The organism is Burkholderia guangdongensis (genome assembly GCF_013403875.1).
Lineage (GTDB): Bacteria > Pseudomonadota > Gammaproteobacteria > Burkholderiales > Burkholderiaceae > Burkholderia > Burkholderia guangdongensis.
This window is the reverse complement of record NZ_JACBNX010000023.1, coordinates 101,396-121,901: the sequence shown is the minus strand read 5'-3', so window position 1 is coordinate 121,901 and position 20,506 is coordinate 101,396. Positions and strand designations below refer to the sequence as shown.

The window sequence follows — 20,506 nt, the reverse complement described above, 5'->3', positions numbered from 1 at the left end:
GTTTCCGTCGCCCCATTTCCGTTCCCCGCGGCGCTTTCCGCGCCGTTGCGCGTGTCGGCGCGGCCGGGCGTTGCTGATACAATTTCCCGATGACCTATCAAGTTCTCGCACGCAAGTGGCGTCCGAAGGATTTCGCTTCGCTCGTCGGCCAGGAGCACGTCGTCAGGGCGCTCACGCACGCGCTCGACGGCGGGCGTTTGCATCACGCCTATCTGTTTACGGGCACGCGCGGCGTCGGCAAGACGACGCTGTCGCGGATCTTCGCGAAAGCGCTCAATTGCGAGACCGGCGTCACGTCGCAGCCGTGCGGCGTGTGCCGCGCGTGCCGCGAGATCGACGAAGGCCGCTTCGTCGACTACGTCGAGATGGACGCGGCGAGCAACCGCGGCGTCGACGAAATGGCCGCGCTGCTCGAGCGCGCGGTGTACGCGCCCGTCGATGCGCGCTTCAAGGTCTACATGATCGACGAAGTGCACATGCTGACGAACCACGCGTTCAACGCGATGCTGAAGACGCTCGAGGAGCCGCCGCCGCACGTGAAGTTCATTCTCGCGACCACCGATCCGCAGAAGATTCCGGTGACGGTGCTGTCGCGCTGCCTGCAGTTCAATCTGAAGCAGATGCCGGCCGGGCACATCGTGTCGCACCTCGAGCGCATTCTCGGCGAAGAGCACGTCGCGTTCGAGCCGCAGGCGCTGCGCCTGCTCGCGCGCGCCGCGCAGGGCAGCATGCGCGATGCGCTGTCGCTGACCGATCAGGCGATCGCCTATTCAGCCAACGAAGTGACGGAAGCCGCGGTGTCGGGGATGCTCGGCGCGCTCGACCAGACCTATATGGTGCGCTTGCTCGACGCGCTCGCGGCCGGCGACGGCCCGGCGATCCTCGCGATCGCCGACGAGATGTCGCTGCGCAGCCTGTCGTTCTCGACCGCGCTGCAGGATCTCGCGAGCCTGCTGCACCGGATCGCGTGGGCGCAGTTCGCGCCGGGCTCGGTGCTCGACGAATGGCCGGAGGCGGTCGATCTGCGCCGCTTCGCGGATACGCTGAGCCCGGAGCAGGTGCAGCTTTTCTATCAGATCGCGACGGTCGGCCGCGCGGAGCTCGGGCTCGCGCCGGACGAGTACGCGGGGTTCACGATGACGCTGCTGCGAATGCTCGCATTCGAGCCGGCGGCCGGCGCGAGCGCGCCGGCCGGGCCGATGGGCGCGCCGCGTGCGGTGCCGGGGCTGTTGCATGCGGCCGGGGCGACCGGGGCGGTGGCTGCGGCGAAACCGGCGCGCGCTGAAAGCGACGCCGCGCAGCCGCGTGTGGCCGTGCCTGACGCCGTTCCGTCGGCGTCCGGCGCCGAGCCGCCGGCGCAATCCGCCGTTACCGAAGCGCCGGCGCCGCGCGCCGCGCAGCCCGCCGATGCCGCCGCGCCGGCAGCGCCCCCCGCGCCCGTAGCGCCCCGATCCGCGCAACCGGTCGTCGAATCCGCAGCCGGACCGGCGCCGGATCGCGAATCGGCACGGCCTGCCGAGGCATTCGAATCCGAGCCGGCCGCCGCGCCCGCTCGTCGCGTGACGCGGGCCGAGCCCGACGCCCGCGCCGCCGCGCGCCCGAGCGGCGGCGCGGCCGCCGCGCTCGACGTGCTGCGCAACGCGGGCATGCGCATGTCGACCGACCGTGCGCGTACCGCGAAGCCGGCCGCCGCGCCGGCGCCCGCGAAGTCCGTCGCGCCGCGTCCGGCGCCGGCGGTGCCGGTGCCGACGCCGCGCGCATCGGCCACCGCGCGCGCGCCGCAGCCGGAAACGCGCGACATCCCGCCGTGGGACGACATTCCGCCCGACGACTACGTGCCGCTCAGTGCGGACGAGATGTTCGGCGGCGACAGCTTCATCCCGGTATTCGACAGCGGCCCGGACGACGTGCGCGTCGCGCCGAAGCCGGCCGCGCCCGCGCCGGCCCCGGTCGACCTCCGCGCGCTGCCGCCGGGGATCGCGCTCGATCCGATCGGCTTCGACGGCGAATGGCCGGCGCTGGCCGCGCGTCTGCCGCTGAAGGGCGTCGCGTATCAGCTCGCGTTCAACAGCGAGTTGACCGCGGTCGACGCGACGGCGCTGAAGCTGGCCGTGCCGGTCCCGCAATATGCGGATGCCGCGCAGGTCGCGAAGCTGAAAGCCGCGCTCGCGGATGCGCTCGGCAAGGCGGTCGACGTGACCGTCGAAGTCGGGCCCGCGCGCCGCACCGCGGCGGCGCTCGCCGCGGCCGAGCGCGCCGCGCGGCAGCGCGACGCGGAGCAGGAAATCCACGCGGATCCGTTCGTCCAGCAGCTCGTGCGCGAGTTCGGCGCGCGGATCGTCGACGGCTCGGTGCGGCCGCTCGCCGATGCGCCGGCCGATGCCAGCGCCGGGGCCGGCGCCGACGGCGCGCCGCCGACGCTGCACTGAGCGGGCGCCGCGACGCACGGCAACGCAACGAAACACAACGCAACGTCAACCTACATCGCCCGGCACGCATCGCGTGCCGGCTCTCATACGATCAAGAAGGAGCATTCCCATGTTGAAAGGCCAACTCGCCGGACTGATGAAGCAAGCGCAGCAAATGCAGGAAAACATGAAGAAGATGCAGGAGCAGCTTGCGCTGATCGAAGTCGAAGGGCAGTCGGGCGCGGGCCTCGTCAAGGTGACGATGACCTGCAAGAATGAAGTGCGCCGCGTGTCGATCGATCCGAGCCTGCTCGCCGACGACAAGGACATGCTCGAGGATCTCGTCGCCGCCGCGTTCAACGACGCGGCCCGCAAGGCCGAGGCGACGTCGCAGGAAAAGATGTCCGGCATGACCTCGGGCCTGCCGCTGCCCCCTGGCTTCAAGCTGCCGTTCTGAGCGCGGTGACCGTTCGCACGTTCGCGCATTCCGCATGAAGCAGCCGTCCGCCCTGTCCGCTCTCGTCGAAGCGCTGCGCGCGCTGCCCGGTGTCGGGCCGAAGTCCGCGCAGCGCATCGCGTACCACCTGATGCAGCACGATCGGGAGGGCGCCGAGCGGCTTGGCCGGTCGCTGCTGTTCGCGACCGAGCATCTGCGGCACTGCGAGCGGTGCAACACGTTCACGGAAGCGCAGATCTGCGAGGTCTGCAGCGACACCGAGCGCGATCCGACGCTGCTGTGCGTGGTCGAGACGCCGGCCGATCAGATCATGCTCGAACAGACGATGACCTACCGCGGCCTCTACTTCGTGCTGATGGGGCGGCTGAGCCCGCTCGACGGCATCGGCCCGAAGGAGATCCATTTCGACCGGCTCGTGCGGCGCGCGTCGGACGGCATCGTGAAGGAGGTCGTGCTCGCGACGAACTTCACGAACGAGGGCGAAGCCACCGCGCACTATCTGGGCCAGACGCTGAAGGCGCGCGGGCTGTCGGTCACGCGCCTCGCGCGCGGCGTGCCGGTCGGCGGCGAGCTCGAGTACGTCGACGCGGGCACGATCGCGCGCGCGATGCTCGACCGCCGCACGATGTAACGCGTATTTGCCACGGTTCGCCGCGGTTTGCCGCGCCGCCCGCCGGCGGCGCGTTCCATACGAGGGAGACAGATGAGCACGACCCAGGGCCCGCTCGCGGGCGTCAAGGTGCTCGAATTCGGGACGTTGATCGCGGGGCCGTTCGCGTCGCGTCTCTTCGCCGAATTCGGCGCCGAAGTCATCAAGATCGAAGACCCGAACGGCGGCGATCCGCTGCGCAAATGGCGCAAGCTGCATCCGGAGCAGGGCGGCACGTCGCTGTGGTGGTCGGTGCAGGCGCGCAACAAGAAGTCGGTCACGCTGAACCTGAAGGCGCAAGCCGGCAAGGAGATCGCGCGCAAGCTCGCGCGCGAGGCCGACATCGTGATCGAGAATTTCCGGCCCGGGCTGCTCGAGAAGCTCGGCCTCGGCTACGACGTGCTCGCCGCCGACAATCCCGGCCTCGTGATGGTGCGCCTGTCGGGCTACGGGCAGACCGGCCCGTATCGCGACCGGCCGGGCTTCGGCGCGATCGCCGAATCGATGGGCGGGCTGCGCCACATCACCGGCTATCCGGATCTGCCGCCGCCGCGGATCGGCATCTCGATCGGCGACTCCATCGCGGCGCTGCACGGCGTGATCGGCGCGCTGATGGCGCTGCATCACCGCAACGCGAACGGCGGGAAGGGGCAGGTCGTCGACGTCGCGCTGTACGAGGCGGTGTTCAACATGATGGAGAGCGTGGTGCCCGAGTACGGCGTGTACGGGCTCGTGCGCGAGCGCACCGGCGCATCGCTGCCGGGCATCGTGCCGTCGAACACGTACGCGTGTCGCGACGGCAGCATCGTGATCGGCGGCAACAGCGATCCGATCTTCAAGCGGCTGATGAGCGCGATCGAACGCGACGATCTCGCGAACGATCTGGCGCTCGCGCACAACGACGGCCGCGTGCCGCGCACGAAGGAGATCGACGACGCGATCGCCGCGTGGCTCGCGCCGCGCTCGATCGGCGAGGCGCTCGACGTGCTGAACGCGGCCGACGTGCCGGCCGGGCGGATCTACAGCGCCGCCGACATGTTCACCGATCCGCAGTACGTCGCGCGGCAGATGATCCAGCGCTTCAAGCTCGGCGACGGCACCGAGATCGCGCTGCCGAACGTCACGCCGAAGCTGTCGGACACGCCCGGCGATACGCGCTGGCTCGGGCCCGAGCTCGGCGAGCATACCGACGAGGTGCTGAGCGGACTCGGCTACGACGCGGACGCTATCGCGGCGCTGCGCGAGCAGGGCGCGATCTGATTCGCGCACGGCCGTCGCGCGGTGCGGCGGCGGGGGCTCGGCACGTGCTCCGACGGCCCCGCAGGCTGTCTCTCGCGTGCCATCTTTCCTCGGTTACAATCGCCGGATGCGAATCCTACTCAGCAACGACGACGGTTATCTCGCCCCCGGTCTCGCCGCGCTCCACGACGCGCTGCAGCCGCTGGGCGAGCTCACGGTGACGGCGCCCGAGCAGAATTGCAGCGGCGCGTCGAATTCGCTGACCTTGTCCCGGCCGCTGTCGTTGCAGCGGTCGGCGTCGACGGGCTTCTTCTACGTGAACGGCACGCCGACCGACTCGGTGCACCTCGCGCTGACCGGGATGCTCGACGTGAAGCCGGATCTCGTCGTGTCGGGCATCAACAACGGCCAGAACATGGGCGAGGACACGCTCTACTCCGGAACCGTCGCCGCGGCGACCGAGGGGATCATGTTCGGCGTGCCGGCGATCGCGTTCTCGCTCGTCGACAAGGACTGGGCGCATCTCGTCGATGCGGCGCGCGTCGCAGCCGAGATCGTGCGTCACTATCTCGCGCATCCGCTGCCGGGCCAGCCGCTGCTGAACGTCAATATTCCGAACCTGCCGTACGGCGAGCTGAAGGGCTGGCAGGTTACGCGCCTCGGCAAGCGCCATCCGTCGCAGCCGGTGATCCGGCAGATGAACCCGCGCGGCGAGCCGATCTACTGGATCGGCGCGTCGGGCGCGGCGATGGACGCGAGCGAAGGCACCGATTTCCATGCGGTCGCGAACGGCTACGTGTCGATCACGCCGCTGCAACTCGATCTCACCCATACGCAGATGCTGTCCGCGACGCGCGACTGGGCGCGTGCCGGGGGACGCACTTGAGCGGGGAGCGCGCGAAGCCTAGACCGGCCGTACGGTTTCCGCTTGCGCTCGAAGACCTGAAGCGCGAGCCGCGCAAGGCCGACGGCCGCGCGGGCGAGCGCGATGCGGCCGGCGAAGCGGCCCGCCAGCGTCTCGCGAGCGCGACGCCGCGCACGGCACAGGATGCGCGCGGCGCCGCGAAGCCGCCGGCTGTGCAGAAGGCCGTCGCGCCGAGTGCCGCCGTGCCGTCGAAGCCAGTATCGCCGAACCCGGTATCACAGAAGTCCGCGTCGCCGAAACCCGCCGACACGAAGACGGGCGCGCCGAACGTCGCGCTCGTCGGCGCGTTCGCGCTGACTTCGGAACGCGTGCGCGAACGGATGGTCGAACGGCTGCGTGCGAATGGCGTGACGGACGCGCGCGTGCTGGCGGCGATGGCCGCGGTGCCGCGCCACATGTTCGTCGATCCGGGGCTCGCGACGCAGGCCTACGAAGATTCGGCGCTGCCGATCGGGCATCAGCAGACGATTTCGAAGCCGTCGGTCGTCGCGAGAATGATCGAGCTCGCGATGGCCGGCCGTCCGATCGAGCGCGTGCTCGAGATCGGCACCGGCTGCGGCTATCAGGCCGCGGTGCTGAGCCATCTGGCGAGCGACGTGTATTCGATCGAACGCGTGAAGCCGCTCTACGAGCGCGCGAAGCTGAATTTGCGGCCGCTGCGCGTGCCGAACATCCGCCTGCATTACGGCGATGGGCGCGTGGGGCTGCCGTCGGCGGCGCCGTTCGACGCGATCGTGATCGCGGCGGCGGGGCTCGACGTGCCGCGTGCGCTGCTCGAGCAGTTGACGATCGGCGGGCGGCTCGTCGCGCCGGTCGGTGGGCAGAGCGGGGAGCCGCAGGTGCTCACGCTCGTCGAGCGCGTCGGGCAGGCACAGTGGCGCGAGTCGCGGCTTGATCGTGTTTTCTTTGTCCCTTTAAAATCCGGAGTAATTTGACACCGATGAGTATGTTGCGCGCGATGCAAAACAATCGTTCGAAGGTAACGCTGACGCTCTCCCAGCGCGCGATCTGTGTGGCTGCGCTGACGATGCTGGCCGCCTGCGCGACGCGGCTCGACAACGCGCCCGTCGTCGACCGCTCCGGCTCGCTCGGCCTGTCGGCGCCGTCGGCTGCCGGCGGCGCCGCGCAGCCCGCGGTGCCGCTCGGCCCGCCCCCTCCGGGTTTCTACCGCGTGAAGCCGGGCGACACGCTCTATCGGATCGCCCTCGAGAACGGTCAGAATTATCGCGACGTCGCCACCTGGAACAATCTGGCGAATCCGAATCAGATCGAGGTCGATCAACTGCTGCGCGTCGCGCCGCCGAACGGAGCGGCGGGATCGGCGCCTGCGGGCGCCGGCATGCCCGAGGCGGGCGCGCCGATGGCGACCGCGCCGCTCAGCAGCGGCCCCGCGACGTCGCCGTCGGCATCCGCGACGGCACCGACGCCGCCCGCTGCGGCGTCGAGCGACATGTCGGCCGCGCCGAGCGGTCCGATCGCGTTCGCGTGGCCCGCACGCGGCCCGGTGCTGAGCAATTTCGACGACGCGAAGAACAAGGGTGTCGACATCGGCGGCAAGATCGGAGAAGTGGTCCGCGCGGCGGCCGACGGGCGCGTGGTCTATGCGGGCAATGGCCTGCGCGGTTACGGCAACCTCATTATCATCAAACACGATGCAACTTATCTCACGGCGTATGCACACAATCGCGCTTTGATGGTAAAAGAGGGGGAAGCGGTGACTAAAGGACAGAAGATCGCAGAGATGGGCAATAGCGACGCCGACCGCGTGATGCTGCATTTCGAAGTTCGCCGACAGGGTAAGCCTGTCGATCCGCTGAAGTACCTGCCGCCTCAATAGACGGGACGACCATGCCGAAACCGAAGCGCCGCGAGCCGCAAGCCGAGTCCGAGAAGGTCAGTCGTGCCACGCAAGCATCGGTGGAGCGTGCTGCCGCTTCGACGGACGACGACGACGATCCTGCGGACAACGAGCGCGACTTCGAGGCGCGCGACGCCGACGCGGATGGCAGCGACGGCGAGCGTGAAGGCGCCGCGGAGGCGCCCGCCGATCTCGACGATTTTCGCGCGATGCTGCAGGCGGAGCTCACGGCCGACACGATCCAGCATTACCTGAATCGCATCAGCGTGAAGCCGCTGCTGACGGTCGAGGAAGAGCAGCGCTATTCGCGGCTCGCGAAGGCGGGCGAATTCGACGCGCGTCAGGTGATGATCGAGCGCAATCTGCGGCTCGTCGTCAGCATTGCGAAGGGCTACCTGAATCGCGGCGTGCCGCTGCTCGATCTGATCGAGGAAGGCAATCTCGGGCTGATGCACGCGATCGAGAAGTTCGATCCGACGCGCGGCTTCCGCTTCTCGACGTACGCGACGTGGTGGATCCGGCAGAGCATCGAGCGGGCGATCATGAATCAGGCCCGCACCGTGCGTCTGCCGGTGCACGTGATCCGCGAGCTCAACCAGGTGCTGCGCGCGAAGCGCCATCTCGAAAAGAACTCGATGTCGACCGGCGAAGCGGCCGATCGCCGCGAAGCGAGCATCGACGACATCGCGTACCTGACGGGCAAGACGGCCGAGGAAGTCACCGACATCCTCGCGCTCAACGAGCACACCGCGTCGCTCGACGCGCCGCTCGACCTCGATCCGGCGAGCAGCCTGCTCGATCTGCTGCCCGACGACCAGAGCCAGTCGCCCGATGCCGAAGTTCAGCACCGCGAGCTCGAGACGCTGACGCGCGCATGGCTGTCGCGTCTGTCGGACAAGCATCGTCATGTGATCGAGCGGCGCTTCGGGCTCAATCACATCGAGCCGGCGACGCTCGAGGAGCTTGCCGACGAGATGGGCCTCACGCGCGAGCGCGTGCGGCAAATTCAGCAGGAAGCGCTCGTTCGGCTGAAGCGCTTCTTCGCATCCAATGGCGTCCGGAAGGACGCCGTCCTGTAATAGAAGTGAAACGGCCCCCACGCTTACTTCGTTCGCTGCCCCCCGAGGGGGCGGTCAGTACTCTTGGGGCGGCCCGGCGAGTACTGACATGACTCCGATTCTGGTTTTCGACATCGAGACGATTCCCGATGTCGACGGCATTCGCCGTCTCGACGATCTGCCCGCGACGCTCGACGATGCAGCGGTCGCTGAACACGCGTTTGCCGCGCGCCGCGAAAAGACGGGCAGCGATTTTCTTCCGCATTACCTGCAGCGGGTCGCGGCGATTTCGTGCGTGTTCCGCGACAACAACGGTTTTCGCGTGCGCTCGCTCGGCACGCCGCAGGACGGCGAGGCGGCGCTGGTCCAGTCGTTCTACCGCGTGATCGAGAAGTACACGCCGCAGCTCGTGTCGTGGAACGGTGGCGGCTTCGATCTGCCGGTGCTCCATTACCGCGCGCTCGTGCATGGCATCGTGGCATCGCGCTACTGGGATCTCGGCGAGGACGACCGCGAATTCAAATGGAACAACTACATCGCGCGCTATCACTCGCGGCACACGGATCTGATGGATCTGCTCGCGATGTATCAGGCGCGCGCGAACGCGCCGCTCGACGCGCTCGCGAAGCTGTGCGGCTTCCCGGGCAAGCTCGGGATGGACGGCAGCCAGGTGTGGACCGCGTTCCGCGAAGGCAGGATCGACGAGATCCGCAACTACTGCGAAACCGACGTCGTCAACACGTACCTGCTGTACAGCCGCTTTCAGATGATGCGCGGCGGGCTGTCGCCGAGCGAGTACGCGGACGAGATCCAGCTCGTCAAGGATTCGCTCGCGCAGGAAAGCGCGCCGCATTGGGCCGAGTATCTCGCCGCGTTCGACGCGTGACGTGCGATTGACTCGCGCCGGCATTAGCCGGGTTCAAGCGCGGATTCAAGCCCAGGTTCAAGCGCGAGTTCGAGCACGATCGGCTGATGATCGGACGCGCGCACGTCGCCGTCGATGTCGCAGCGCGTGACGCGCGACAGCAGATGCTGCGTGACGAACACGAAGTCGCACGCGAGCGGCCCGTCCGACCACTGCTTCGTATCGTAGACGCCGGCCGTCGGCGGCGGCGCGTGGCCCGGATGCCGCGCGATCCATGCGTCGACGAAGCGCGGCGCGTCGTCGATCGGCGCGACGAAGCGGCGGTACGCTTCGCTGTCGTACGCGCTGTTGAAGTCGCCGCAGACGATCGCGTCGCGCGGCTGGCCGGTTGCCGCGAACGGGCCCGCCGCGTTTTCGGCTAGCGCCGGGTGCGCGGCGTGCGCGCATGCTTCGCGGTGCCGGTCGCGCAGCGCGTCGACCTGTGCGTGCCGCTGCCGCGCGGAATAGTATTCGAGATGCGTGACCGTGACGCGGAGCGCGCCGAACGCGGTGTCGAGCTCGACTTCGAGCGCGACGCGCGGCATCGACGGCGCCGCGTCGTCGGCGGGCCACGGCAGCAGATGCCGCATCACGCGGCCGACCGGCAGCCGCGTCGCGATCGCATTGCCGAACTGACGTCGCGGCGCGCCGGGCGTCGCGGGCGGCAGATCCGTGCCGATCGCGCCGACGATCGTGTAGCCGGGCAACAGCGCCGCGAGCTCCGCGAACTGGTCCGGGCCGGGGCCGCCGGGCAGCGCGCCGAAGCCGCGCGTGACTTCCTGCAGGCACAGCACGTCGAAGTCGCCGAGCTGGCGCGCGACGCCGATCGTGCGCGCGAGATCGACGACGCCGTCCGCGTCCCGACCCCATTGAATGTTCCAGTCGATCAGTCGCATGTCGAATCTCCGATCCCAAGCGGCGCAGACGACGCGGTCCATCGTCTACAATCTCGCCTTCTTCATCGTTCGTCAGGAAAAGCTGGTGTCTGAAGCCGCCCCCCCTTCCGCAAGCAAGCTGAAAAGCGTGTCCGCCGCGCCCGGTAGCGCCCCGATTCTCGAGATCGAATCGCTCGACGTGGAGGCGCGCGGCGTCGGCCGCGTGGTGAACGAGGACGGCACGCCCGGCAAGGTCATCTTCGTCGAGGGCGCGCTGCCCGGCGAGCGCGTGAGCTACGCGAGCTTCCGCCGCAAGCCGAGCTACGAGCAGGCGACCGTCGTCGATATTCTGCGCCCGAGCGTGATGCGCACGCAGCCGAAATGCAAGTTCTTCGGCGTCTGCGGCGGCTGCTCGATGCAGCATCTCGACATGCGCGCGCAGGTCGCGATCAAGCAGCGCGTGCTCGAGGACAACCTCTGGCACCTCGCGAAGCTGCGCGCCGAAACGATGTTCGCGCCGATCCACGGGCCGTCGTGGGGCTACCGCTATCGCGCGCGCCTGACCGTGCGCAACGTCGTGAAGAAGGGCGGCGTGCTGGTTGGCTTCCACGAGCGCAAGAGCAGTTACGTCGCCGACATGACGAGCTGCGAGGTGCTGCCGCCGCACGTGTCGGCGATGCTCGTGCCGCTGCGCAGGCTCGTCGAGGGGCTGTCGATCCGCGACCGTATGCCGCAGATCGAGCTTGCGGTCGGCTCGACGGTCACCGCGCTCGTGCTGCGCGTGCTCGAGCCGATCAATGCGGCCGACGAGGCGTTGCTGCGCGCGTTCGCGGACGAGCACCAGGTGCAGTTCTGGCTGCAACCGAAGGGGCCGGACACGGTGGCGCCGTTCTATCCGCTCGACGTGTCGCTCGACTACACGCTGCCGGAGTTCAATATCCGGATGCCGTTCAAGCCGACCGATTTCACGCAGGTGAACCACCAGATCAACCGCGTGCTGGTCGGCCGCGCGTTGCGCCTGCTCGGGCCGTCGCGCGACGATCGCGTGCTCGACCTGTTCTGTGGGATCGGCAACTTCACGCTGCCGCTCGCGCGGCTCGCGCGCGAAGTGATGGGGATCGAGGGTAGCGACGCGCTGACGACGCGCGCGCTCGCGAATGCGCGCGAGAACGGCGTCGACGGACACACGACGTTCGCGTGCCGCAACCTGTTCGAAGTGACGGCCGACGACATCCGCGCGCTCGGCGCGTTCGACAAGTACCTGATCGATCCGCCGCGCGAAGGCGCGCTCGCGGTGTCGAAGGCGCTCGCGGAGATCGCGCAGAGCGGCGACGGCCCGCTGCCGAAGCGGATCGTCTACGTGTCGTGCAACCCGGCGACGCTCGCGCGCGACGCCGGGCTGCTCGTGCACGAGGCGGGTTATCGGCTGAAGGGCGCGGGTGTCGTCAACATGTTCCCGAATACGTCGCACGTCGAATCGATCGCGCTGTTCGAGCGCGACTGAGCGCGACTGAGCGGAGGGCGGCGGGTATGAAAAAACCGGCCCTCGGGCCGGTTTTTCGTGGGTGCGCAGCGTTGGGCGATCAGTTGCGGTTGCCGCCGAAGATCCCGAGCAGTGCGAGCAGGTTCGTGAACACGTTGTACAGATCGAGGTAGATCGCGAGCGTCGCGGTGATGTAGTTCGTTTCGCCGCCGTTCACGACGCGCTGCACGTCGAACAGCATGTACGCGGAGAAGATCGCGATCGCGAGCACGGACACCGTGAGCATCAGCGCGGGCAGGTGCAGGAACATGTTCGCGACCGACGCGAGCAGGATCACGATCACGCCCATGAACAGCCACTTGCCGAGCCCGGAGAAGTCGCGCTTGCTGACGGTCGCGATCGTCGCCATCGCGGCGAAGATCACGCCGGTGCCGCCGAACGCGAGCATGATCAGCGACGGCCCGTTCGAGAAGCCGAGGATGAAGCTCAACAGGCGCGACAGCATCAGGCCCATGAAGAACGTGAAGCCGAGCAGCACGACCACGCCGGCGCCGCTGTTCTTCGTGCGCTCGATCGCGAACATGAAGCCGAACGCGATCGCGAAGAACGCGAGGAGGCTCATCGTCGGGCTCGTGGCCGCGAACAGCGAGAAGCCCGTCATCACGCCGACCCACGCGCCGAGCACGGTCGGAATCATCGACAGCGCGAGCAGCCAGTAGGTGTTGCGCAGCACGCGGTTGCGGACCTCGACGGTGGTGACGCTGCCGCCGCGGCCGAAGTTGTACGGATAGTCGTTCATGGTTTCTCCTAACATTGAACGCATGGGCGTCCGGAACCGGACTCGCGCGCGCGAGGGGCGACGCATCGGGCCGGTACTGCTATGCCTAAGATACGTTCCGTGCCGGGAGGTTTCAATGGCCGGACGCGGACAAAACATATCGAATCACGCATCGAAGCGGAACCTTTCGTGCGTGTAAGGGTTCAATCGCAAATGATACACGGGATCGTGCTACAATTGCGGATTCATTTGAACTTGTAACTTCTTAATTTTTTGGAGTTTTTATGGCAATCGAGCGCACCCTGTCGATCATCAAGCCGGATGCGGTGGCAAAGAACGTGATCGGCCAGATCTACAGCCGTTTCGAAGGCGCCGGCCTGAAGATCATCGCATCGCGCATGGCGCACCTGTCGCGCGCCGACGCCGAGAAGTTCTACGCGGTTCACGCAGCACGCCCGTTCTTCAAGGATCTCGTCGACTTCATGATCTCGGGCCCGGTGATGATCCAGGTTCTCGAAGGCGAGAACGCGATCCTGACGAACCGCGACCTGATGGGCGCGACGGATCCGAAGAAGGCCGAAAAGGGCACGATTCGCGCCGACTTCGCTGACAGCATCGACGCGAACGCGGTGCACGGCTCGGACGCACCGGAAACGGCACGCGTCGAAGTCGCGTTCTTCTTCCCGGAAATGAACGTTTACTCGCGCTAAGCAGTCGTCTGATCATACAGCAACAGTCACGCAGGATCCGGCGCACGCGGCAAGGCAGGGCATCATGACGAGCGAAACTTCCGTCAATCTACTCGACCTCGACGCCGAGGGTCTCGTCGCATATTGCGGCAGCCTCGGCGAGAAGCCTTTCCGCGCGAAGCAGTTGCAGCGCTGGATCCACCAATACAACGCCGACGATTTCGACGGCATGACCGATCTCGCGAAGTCCCTGAGGGAGAAGCTGAAGGGCCGCGCGACGATCGAGATGCCGAATATCGCCAGCGATCACGTTTCCGCCGACGGCACCCGCAAGTGGCTGATCGACGTCGGAAACGGCAACGCGGTCGAGACCGTGTACATCCCGGAAGAGACGCGCGGCACGCTCTGCGTGTCGTCGCAGGCCGGGTGCGCGGTCAACTGCCGCTTCTGCTCGACGGGCAAGCAGGGTTTCTCCCGCAACCTGTCGACCGGTGAAATCATCGGTCAGCTGCGGATGGCCGAGTTCGCGCTGCGCGCGTCGCTCGGTCGCGCGCCGGGCCCGAATGGCAAGGCCGAGCGGGTGATCTCGAACGTCGTGATGATGGGCATGGGCGAGCCGCTGCTCAATTACGGCGCGGTCGTGCCGGCGATGCGGCTGATGCTCGACGACAACGCGTACGGGCTGTCGCGCCGTCGCGTCACGCTGTCGACGTCGGGCGTCGTGCCGATGATGGACCGTCTCGGCGCCGAGCTGCCGGTCGCGCTCGCGGTGTCGCTGCACGCACCGAACGACGCATTGCGCGACGAACTCGTGCCGCTCAACAAGAAGCACCCGCTGCGCGAACTGATGGCGGCCTGCCAACGCTATCTGAAGGTCGCGCCGCGCGATTTCATCACGTTCGAATACTGCATGCTCGACGGCGTCAACGACACCGAAGCGCATGCGCGCGAGCTGCTCGCGGTGACCCGCGACGTGCCGTGCAAATTCAATCTGATCCCGTTCAATCCGTTTCCGGAATCGGGGCTCATTCGTTCGAAGCCGGAGCAGATCAAGCGTTTCGCGCAAATCCTCGTCGACGCGGGTGTCGTCACGACGGTGCGCAAGACGCGCGGCGACGACATCGACGCCGCGTGCGGCCAGCTCGCCGGTGCGGTCAAGGATCGCACGCGGCTCGCGGAGCGCTCGGGCGCGGCAGGCAGAATCATCGACGTTCGGGCAATTTAGCATCGGGGCGCCCGGAACGTCTGCGGTAAACACAACGCGAATAGCGATCGGACGCGGCGCTCAGGCGCCGCACAACGTATGGATGGTCGCGGGTTCGGGCCGGCGGGAGCCGGCGCGATCCGCCATTGAAGAAGAATCGACGCGAGGTAAGGATGAGTGAGCCGCAGCCGTCAAACGGCGCAGACACGAATGCCGGCAAACCGGCACCGGCTGGACTTGAATCGTTGAAGGCAGTGGGAAGCCGGCTGGCGCAGCTTCGCGAGGCGAAAGGCTGGTCGGTCGACGACGTGTCGGCGCGCCTGAAGGTCGCGCCGCCGAAGCTGCGGGCGCTCGAGGCGGGCGACATCAGCCATCTGCCGGGGCTCACGTTCGCGCTCGGCGTCGTGCGCAGCTACGCGAAGGTGCTCGGCGTCGATCCGGAGCCGTTCGCGCAGGCACTGCGGCGCGAACGCGGCGAACCGGCGGTCGATCTGTCGCTGCCGGCGTCCGCGGGGACGGATCTGCCGCGCGGGCGCGTGTCGATCTCGCTCGGCGGCTCGTCGCGCCGTCGGCCGTGGCTCTGGGGCGCCGCCGCCGCGATCGTTGCGTTGATCGCCGCGGCGATGTGGCACACTGGCGGCGATTCGTCGAACTGGCTCGCGCGCTTCAAGGGCGGCGGGTCCGGCGCGCAGCCGGCGCAGAACGCGTCGGCGCCGGCCGTCGACGGCGCGAATGCGGGCGGTGTATCGTCCGCAGCGTCCACCGTGGCGACCGATACGGCCGCGCCGGCCGGCGCATCGGCGTCGGCAGCGGCTTCGCAGGTGGCCGCTGCAGCTGCGCCGGTTGCGTCGGCGCCGATGTCGGCATCAGTGTCGGCGCCCGTGCCCGTATCGCAGCCCGTATCGCAGCCCGTATTGCAGCCCGCGACCGTCGCGGCGCCGGCCGCGAGCGCGGCAGCGGTGGCCACGTCGGCTTCGGCCGCGCAGCCGGCCAGCGTCGCGCTGGCCGCCGGGCAGTCGATGGTCGAGCTGAAGGTCAAGCAGGACAGCTGGTTCGGCGTGCGCGACAAGAGTGGCAAGGAAGTGTTCTCGGGGCTCGTCCATGCGGGCGAGACGAAGCAGGTCGCCGGTGTCCCGCCGCTGAAGGTGACGATCGGCAACAAGGCCGGCCTCGATGCGGTCGCTTTCGACGGACACCCCGTCGATCCGGCAAAATATTCGGCGGCGCGGGGGAACGTGGCGCGTTTCATGTTGCCCTGACGTCAAGCGCCGTGGCACGGCGCTTTTTCAATTCGTGCGTCGCGCGGCGGCGCATTCGGCGTAAATGGATCTATCGATGCAATCCGAAGCTCAATCCCCACGCAGCAGTCAGATTTGTTCAACCGAGCCGGTGTTCGGCGGGCACGCGCCGCGCCGCGTGTCGCATGCGGTGGATGTCCGCTGGGGCGGGCAGCTCGTGACGATCGGCGGCGATGCGCCGGTGCGCGTGCAGTCGATGACGAACACCGACACCGCAGACGCGATCGGTACCGCGATCCAGGTCAAGGAACTCGCGAACGCGGGCTCCGAGCTCGTGCGGATCACGGTCAACACGCCGGAAGCCGCGGCCGCGGTGCCGGCGGTCCGCGAGCAGCTCGACCGGATGGGCGTGACGGTGCCGCTCGTCGGTGACTTCCATTACAACGGCCACCTGCTGCTGCGCGACTACCCGGACTGCGCGCAAGCGCTGTCGAAGTACCGGATCAATCCGGGCAACGTCGGCCAGGGCGCGAAGCGCGACACGCAGTTCGCGCAGATGATCGAAACGGCGATCCGGTACGACAAGCCGGTGCGGATCGGCGTGAACTGGGGCAGCCTCGATCAGGATCTGCTCGCGCGGATGATGGACGAGAACGCGTCGCGCAGCGAGCCGTGGGAAGCGCAGAGCGTGATGTACGAGGCGCTGATCCAGTCGGCGATCGGCTCGGCCGAGCGCGCGGTCGAGATCGGCCTGCCGCGCAACAAGATCATCCTGTCGTGCAAGGTCAGCGGCGTGCAGGACCTGATCGCCGTCTACCGCGAGCTCGCTCAACGCTGCGGCTTCGCGCTGCACCTCGGATTGACCGAGGCGGGCATGGGCTCGAAGGGGATCGTCGCGTCGACGGCCGCGCTCGGCGTGCTGCTGCAGGAAGGCATCGGCGACACGATCCGCATCTCGCTGACGCCGGAACCGGGTGCGTCGCGCACCGGCGAGGTGATCGTCGGGCAGGAGATCCTGCAGACGATGGGCCTGCGCTCGTTCGCGCCGATGGTGATCGCTTGCCCCGGCTGCGGCCGCACGACGAGCACGCTGTTCCAGGAACTCGCGATGCAGATCCAGACGTATCTGCGCGAGCAGATGCCGGCCTGGCGCAAGGACTATCCGGGCGTCGAGAAGATGCACGTCGCGGTGATGGGCTGCATCGTGAACGGCCCGGGCGAGTCGAAGCACGCGAACATCGGCATCAGCCTGCCGGGCTCGGGTGAGAACCCGGCCGCACCCGTCTTCATCGACGGCGAGAAGGTCAAGACCCTGCGCGGCGAACGCATCGCCGAGGAATTCCAGCAGATCGTCAGCGACTACGTCGAACGTACTTACGGCGGGGCCGTCCAAGGTCAAGCCGCTGCACTGAATTAATCTCCGTCAACCACACATCGATGACTGAACAGAAACGCAAGATCGAGAAGCTCGCGGGCGTCAAGGGCATGAACGACATCCTCCCGCAGGATGCCGGCCTGTGGGAATTCTTCGAAGCCACCGCGAAATCGCTGCTGCGCGCATACGGCTACCAGAACATCCGCACGCCGATCGTCGAGCATACGCAGCTCTTCACGCGCGGCATCGGCGAGGTGACGGACATCGTCGAGAAGGAGATGTACAGCTTCACCGACGCGCTGAACGGCGAAAACCTGACGATGCGTCCGGAGAACACGGCCGCCGTCGTGCGCGCGTCGATCGAGCACAACATGCTGTACGACGGCCCGAAGCGTCTGTGGTACATCGGGCCGATGTTCCGCCACGAGCGTCCGCAGCGCGGCCGCTACCGGCAGTTCCACCAGGTCGGCGTCGAGGCGCTCGGCTTCGCGGGCCCGGATGCGGATGCGGAAATCATCATGATGTGCCAGCGCCTGTGGGACGACCTCGGGCTGACCGGCATCCGCCTCGAGCTCAACTCGCTCGGCCTCGCCGAAGAGCGCGCCGCGCATCGCGTCGAGCTGATCAAGTATCTCGAGCAGTACGTCGACGTGCTCGACGCCGACGCACAGCGGCGCCTCTATACGAACCCGCTGCGCGTGCTCGACACGAAGAACCCGGCGCTGCAGGAGATCGCGCAGAACGCGCCGAAGCTGATCGATTTCCTCGGCGACGCGTCGCGTGCGCACTTCGACGGGCTGCAGCGTCTGCTGAAGGCGAACAACATTCCGTTCACGATCAATCCGCGTCTCGTGCGCGGCCTCGACTACTACAACCTGACCGTGTTCGAGTGGGTCACCGACAAGCTCGGCGCGCAGGGCACGGTCGCGGCGGGCGGCCGCTACGATCCGCTGATCGAGCAGCTCGGCGGCAAGCCGACGGCCGCATGCGGCTGGGCGATGGGCATCGAGCGGATCCTCGAGCTGCTGAAGGAAGAGGACCTCGTGCCGGAGCAGGACGGCGTCGACGTGTACGTCGTGCATCAGGGCGACGCCGCGCGCGAGCAGGCGTTCATTGTCGCCGAGCGGCTGCGCGACACCGGCCTCGACGTGATCTTCCACTGCAGCGCGGACGGCGCGTCAGCGAGCTTCAAGTCGCAGATGAAGCGCGCGGATGCGAGCGGCGCCGCGTTCGCGGTGATCTTCGGCGAAGACGAAATCGCGAACGGCACGGCCGGCGTGAAGGCGCTGCGCGGGGTCGACGAAGGCGAGAAGAACGCTCAGCAGACCGTGCCGGTCGAAAACTTGACCGAATTTCTAATCAATGCGATGGTTGCATCCGCCGAAGACGGCGAAGACTGATCGCACCGCGTTCGCTCGACCGGAAAAGCCTGAACAGGAAGGAATCGCTACGCGATGAGTTATCACGACGAACAAGAATCGATTGAAAGCCTCAAGGCGTGGTGGGCCCGCTGGGGCAACCTGACCACGTGGATCGTCCTCGCCGCGCTGGTCGTCGCGGCCGGCTTCAACGGCTGGAATTACTGGCAGCGCCGCCAGACCGCGGAAGCGGCCGGCCTCTACGAGCAGGTGCTGCAGGCGGCCGCCGCGAACGACGGCGCGAAGATGGCCCGCGCGTCGTCCGACATGGAAGACAAGTACAGCGGCACGCCGTATGCGCAGATGACCGCGCTCGCCGCCGCGAAGGTGCTGTACGGCACCGGCAACACGGCTGGCGCGAAGGCGCAGCTGCAGTGGGCGGTCGATCACGCGAAGGACGACGAGTACAAGCAGATCGCGAGGCTGCGGCTCGCGTCGCTGCTGCTCGACGAAAAGGCGTACGACGCCGGGCTCGCGCTACTGTCCGGCACGGCCGACGACGCATTCAAGGGCCTCGTGGCCGATCGTCGCGGCGACTTGCTCGCCGCGCAGGGCAAGGCCGACGACGCGCGCGCCGCGTACAAGCTCGCGCTCGACAGCCTGCCGAAGGACGACTCGTCCGCGCGCCAGCTCGTGCAGTTCAAGCTCGATGCGCTCGGCGGCTGATCCGGCGGCTCCTTCAACCTCTCAACTTCTGCTTCGCTAACCGATGAATTTGCTGAAACGTTACGCTGTGCCCGTTGCCTGCGCGGCGGCCGTCCTGGCATTGGCGGCCTGCTCGTCATCGAAGGACGCGCGCCGCGTGCCGACGCCGCTTACCGAGTTCAAGTCCGTCCTTGACGTGCAACAGGTCTGGAAGGCGAGCGTCGGCAAGAGCGGCCGCTACCTGTTCGCACCGGTCGCGGTCGGCGACGCGGTCTATGCCGCGGGCGAGAACGGCTCGGTCGAGAAGATCGACGGAAAGACCGGCCAGACAGTCTGGCATGCGAAGCTCGATTCGGACCTGTCGGCCGGCGTCGGCAGCGACGGCAACCTGACCGCGGTCGGCGCGCTGAAGGGCGGCGTGTTCGTGCTCGGCCCGGACGGCAAGCTGCTGTGGAAGTCGAACGTGCAGGGCGAGATCATCTCGCCGCCGCTCGTCGGCAACGGCCTCGTGATCGTGCGCACGATCGACGGCCAGGTGATCGCGTTCGCCGCGCAGACGGGCGAGCAGAAGTGGAACTACCGCAACCGCGCGGTGCCGCTGAACCTGCGCGTGTCGGCCGGCATGACGTTCGCGGGCGATGCGGCGGTGCTCGCCGGCTTCCCCGGCGGCGGGCTCGTCGCGATCAACCTGCAGACCGGCGAACCGTACTGGCAGACGCCGGTATCGTTCCCGAAGGGCGTGACCGAAGTCGAGCGGATCAACGACGTGAGCGGCCCGCCGACGCTCGTCGGCGCTCAGACGTGCGCGGTGACGTTCCAGGGCCAGATGGGCTGCTTCGATGCGAACTCGGGCCGGCCGATGTGGGAAAAGCCGTTCTCGAGCCGCAGCGGGCTGGCGCAGGACGATTCGATCGTCGCGGGCGGCGACGACTGGTCGGTCGTGACCGCGTACGACGCGTCGACCGGCAACCCGCTCTGGCGCAACGACAAGCTGAAGAGCCGTGACGTCGGCGTGCCGTATCTGCTCGGCCGCGCGCTCGTGATGGGCGACTATCAGGGCTACGTGCATTTCCTGTCGCGCGACGACGGCGCGTTCATCGCGCGGATGAAGACCGACGGCAGCCCGATCACGGCGGCGCCGGTCCTCGCGGGCGACACGCTCGTCGTGCAGACGAAGGACGGCGACCTGTACGGCTTCCGTCCGCACTGAGTGCGGCGGCGCGCGGGCGTCCCTAACCGGGCGTCCCGATTTAAAAGCGGCCGGCGAGTCCGGCCGCTTGGGTTTTTTTGGCAGCACCGTTCG

19 protein-coding genes are annotated in these 20,506 nt (G+C 67.8%); 17 read left to right on the top strand and 2 right to left on the bottom strand.

Annotation, left to right across the window (positions count from 1 at the left end; genetic code table 11):
• Nucleotides 1-89: 89 nt before the first annotated feature.
• From dnaX to HZI36_RS21385, 9 genes are all read left to right on the top strand, one after another.
• The gene (dnaX, locus tag HZI36_RS21425; protein ID WP_179404670.1) at nt 90-2,429 is read left to right on the top strand and encodes a DNA polymerase III subunit gamma/tau; all 2,340 of its coding nucleotides are present in this window, start codon (nt 90-92) and stop codon (nt 2,427-2,429) included.
• 109 nt (nt 2,430-2,538) lie between these two features.
• Nucleotides 2,539-2,865, top strand: coding sequence for a YbaB/EbfC family nucleoid-associated protein (locus HZI36_RS21420; protein ID WP_179404669.1), 327 nt, complete (start codon nt 2,539-2,541; stop codon nt 2,863-2,865).
• 34 nt (nt 2,866-2,899) lie between these two features.
• A complete protein-coding gene (recR, locus tag HZI36_RS21415; RefSeq protein WP_179404668.1) occupies nt 2,900-3,496 on the top strand; it encodes a recombination mediator RecR in 597 nt (198 codons plus the stop codon).
• Nucleotides 3,497-3,568: 72 nt separating this feature from the next.
• On the top strand, nt 3,569-4,774 hold the full coding sequence (locus HZI36_RS21410; RefSeq protein WP_179404667.1) for a CaiB/BaiF CoA transferase family protein: 1,206 nt from the start codon (nt 3,569-3,571) through the stop codon (nt 4,772-4,774).
• A gap of 106 nt (nt 4,775-4,880) precedes the next feature.
• The gene (gene surE, locus HZI36_RS21405; protein WP_179404666.1) at nt 4,881-5,639 is read left to right on the top strand and encodes a 5'/3'-nucleotidase SurE; all 759 of its coding nucleotides are present in this window, start codon (nt 4,881-4,883) and stop codon (nt 5,637-5,639) included.
• The gene (locus HZI36_RS21400) at nt 5,636-6,613 is read left to right on the top strand and encodes a protein-L-isoaspartate(D-aspartate) O-methyltransferase (protein WP_179404665.1); all 978 of its coding nucleotides are present in this window, start codon (nt 5,636-5,638) and stop codon (nt 6,611-6,613) included. The genes surE and HZI36_RS21400 overlap by 4 nt, the downstream gene beginning before the upstream one ends.
• Nucleotides 6,614-6,618: 5 nt before the next feature.
• Nucleotides 6,619-7,515: a peptidoglycan DD-metalloendopeptidase family protein gene (locus tag HZI36_RS21395; protein ID WP_179404664.1), complete on the top strand. Its 897-nt coding sequence runs from the start codon at nt 6,619-6,621 to the stop codon at nt 7,513-7,515.
• 11 nt (nt 7,516-7,526) lie between these two features.
• A complete protein-coding gene (gene rpoS / locus HZI36_RS21390; protein WP_179404663.1) occupies nt 7,527-8,615 on the top strand; it encodes an RNA polymerase sigma factor RpoS in 1,089 nt (362 codons plus the stop codon).
• A gap of 88 nt (nt 8,616-8,703) precedes the next feature.
• Nucleotides 8,704-9,480, top strand: coding sequence for a 3'-5' exonuclease (locus tag HZI36_RS21385; RefSeq protein ID WP_179404662.1), 777 nt, complete (start codon nt 8,704-8,706; stop codon nt 9,478-9,480).
• Nucleotides 9,481-9,503: 23 nt separating this feature from the next.
• On the opposite strand, the gene HZI36_RS21380 is transcribed toward HZI36_RS21385, so the two are convergent.
• The gene (locus HZI36_RS21380; protein WP_179404661.1) at nt 9,504-10,394 is read right to left on the bottom strand and encodes an endonuclease/exonuclease/phosphatase family protein; all 891 of its coding nucleotides are present in this window, start codon (nt 10,392-10,394) and stop codon (nt 9,504-9,506) included.
• Between the two features lie 85 nt (nt 10,395-10,479).
• Here HZI36_RS21380 and rlmD point away from each other — a divergent pair, with 85 nt between their 5' ends.
• Nucleotides 10,480-11,877: a 23S rRNA (uracil(1939)-C(5))-methyltransferase RlmD gene (gene rlmD, locus HZI36_RS21375; protein WP_179404660.1), complete on the top strand. Its 1,398-nt coding sequence runs from the start codon at nt 10,480-10,482 to the stop codon at nt 11,875-11,877.
• A gap of 79 nt (nt 11,878-11,956) precedes the next feature.
• Here rlmD and HZI36_RS21370 read toward each other — a convergent pair whose 3' ends face one another.
• Nucleotides 11,957-12,655, bottom strand: coding sequence for a Bax inhibitor-1/YccA family protein (locus tag HZI36_RS21370; RefSeq protein ID WP_179404659.1), 699 nt, complete (start codon nt 12,653-12,655; stop codon nt 11,957-11,959).
• A 263-nt stretch (nt 12,656-12,918) separates the two neighbouring features.
• Between HZI36_RS21370 and ndk the strand changes: the two genes are divergently transcribed.
• The 7 genes from ndk to bamB all read left to right on the top strand — a co-directional run bounded on the left by ndk (nt 12,919) and on the right by bamB (nt 20,413).
• The gene (ndk, locus tag HZI36_RS21365; protein ID WP_179404658.1) at nt 12,919-13,344 is read left to right on the top strand and encodes a nucleoside-diphosphate kinase; all 426 of its coding nucleotides are present in this window, start codon (nt 12,919-12,921) and stop codon (nt 13,342-13,344) included.
• A 64-nt stretch (nt 13,345-13,408) separates the two neighbouring features.
• A complete protein-coding gene (gene rlmN, locus HZI36_RS21360; protein ID WP_179404657.1) occupies nt 13,409-14,548 on the top strand; it encodes a dual-specificity RNA methyltransferase RlmN in 1,140 nt (379 codons plus the stop codon).
• A gap of 152 nt (nt 14,549-14,700) precedes the next feature.
• Nucleotides 14,701-15,786, top strand: a complete 1,086-nt coding sequence (locus HZI36_RS21355; protein WP_179404656.1) for a helix-turn-helix domain-containing protein — start codon at nt 14,701-14,703, stop codon at nt 15,784-15,786.
• A gap of 76 nt (nt 15,787-15,862) precedes the next feature.
• The gene (ispG, locus tag HZI36_RS21350) at nt 15,863-17,182 is read left to right on the top strand and encodes a flavodoxin-dependent (E)-4-hydroxy-3-methylbut-2-enyl-diphosphate synthase (RefSeq protein ID WP_179404655.1); all 1,320 of its coding nucleotides are present in this window, start codon (nt 15,863-15,865) and stop codon (nt 17,180-17,182) included.
• Nucleotides 17,183-17,202: 20 nt separating this feature from the next.
• A complete protein-coding gene (hisS, locus tag HZI36_RS21345) occupies nt 17,203-18,540 on the top strand; it encodes a histidine--tRNA ligase (protein ID WP_179404654.1) in 1,338 nt (445 codons plus the stop codon).
• Nucleotides 18,541-18,594: 54 nt separating this feature from the next.
• A complete protein-coding gene (locus HZI36_RS21340) occupies nt 18,595-19,224 on the top strand; it encodes a YfgM family protein (RefSeq protein ID WP_179404653.1) in 630 nt (209 codons plus the stop codon).
• Nucleotides 19,225-19,267: 43 nt separating this feature from the next.
• Nucleotides 19,268-20,413 carry an outer membrane protein assembly factor BamB gene (gene bamB / locus HZI36_RS21335; RefSeq protein ID WP_179404652.1) on the top strand — a complete coding sequence of 382 codons (1,146 nt, stop codon included), beginning with the start codon at nt 19,268-19,270 and terminating at the stop codon, nt 20,411-20,413.
• Nucleotides 20,414-20,506 lie beyond the last annotated feature (93 nt).